The sequence below is a fragment of the Bacteroides sp. HMSC067B03 genome, from assembly GCF_001811315.1.
In the GTDB taxonomy this organism is placed as follows: Bacteria; Bacteroidota; Bacteroidia; order Bacteroidales; family Bacteroidaceae; genus Bacteroides; species Bacteroides faecis.
Window position 1 is genome coordinate 1 of record NZ_KV804370.1, and the last position, 647, is coordinate 647.

A 647-nucleotide genomic window follows, 5' to 3' on the forward strand; every position below is an offset into this window, starting at 1 on the left:
ATAATACAAATTTGATTATCTTTGCAATGCCAATCACATAAAGCAAAAATGCGAGCAGACGCAGCAAGGGTCTTTGCCCCCGGCTGTGCGTCTGCTCGCATTTTGTTAGTATGTGATTGGCGTCTTTACTAACAGGCTGGGGGCTTTTTTATAGCCTTTCCCCCGCAGGCTTATATTCAATTTTGACAAATCACTGGAAATCCGTATATTTGCGCTATAATAATGCTTTCTTATGCGGAATCCTGAAATGACCAAAATACGTGACCGGAAGATGGTAGAAACGTTCTACCTTCTCTATGATAAAAAGCGCATCCGTTTGGAGGATGTTCTTTTGCGTATGAGTCATGACCTGTTCTTTCTTGATCAGAACTACATCTACAAACGGATTTTTTATATATCGGAGAATTTATCATATTACGAACAATTAAAAGAGGGCAAAAAGCCCGATTCAAAAAAGAACGATACAAATCAACTTAGTCTTGGTTTTTAACCGTTGTATCATAGATGATACAGCGGTTCTTCGTCTTCCGTTTTCTCCGGTAAGTCCCCATTGCTAATTTTCATTTCACGGTCTTTCATGTCGGCATGGCTTGCAAGTTCCATTGTGGTGTAATCCATGATTTCACATTCAAAGCTGATCCGGTACA

Annotated in this window: 1 protein-coding gene; it reads left to right on the forward strand. The window is 39.9% G+C overall.

The window, feature by feature from the left end; translation table 11 throughout:
- The first annotated feature begins 232 nt into the window (after nt 1-232).
- Entirely contained in the window at nt 233-490 is a 258-nt protein-coding gene (locus tag HMPREF2794_RS15735; protein ID WP_008766315.1) for a hypothetical protein, read from the forward strand.
- The last annotated feature ends 157 nt before the right edge of the window (nt 491-647 follow it).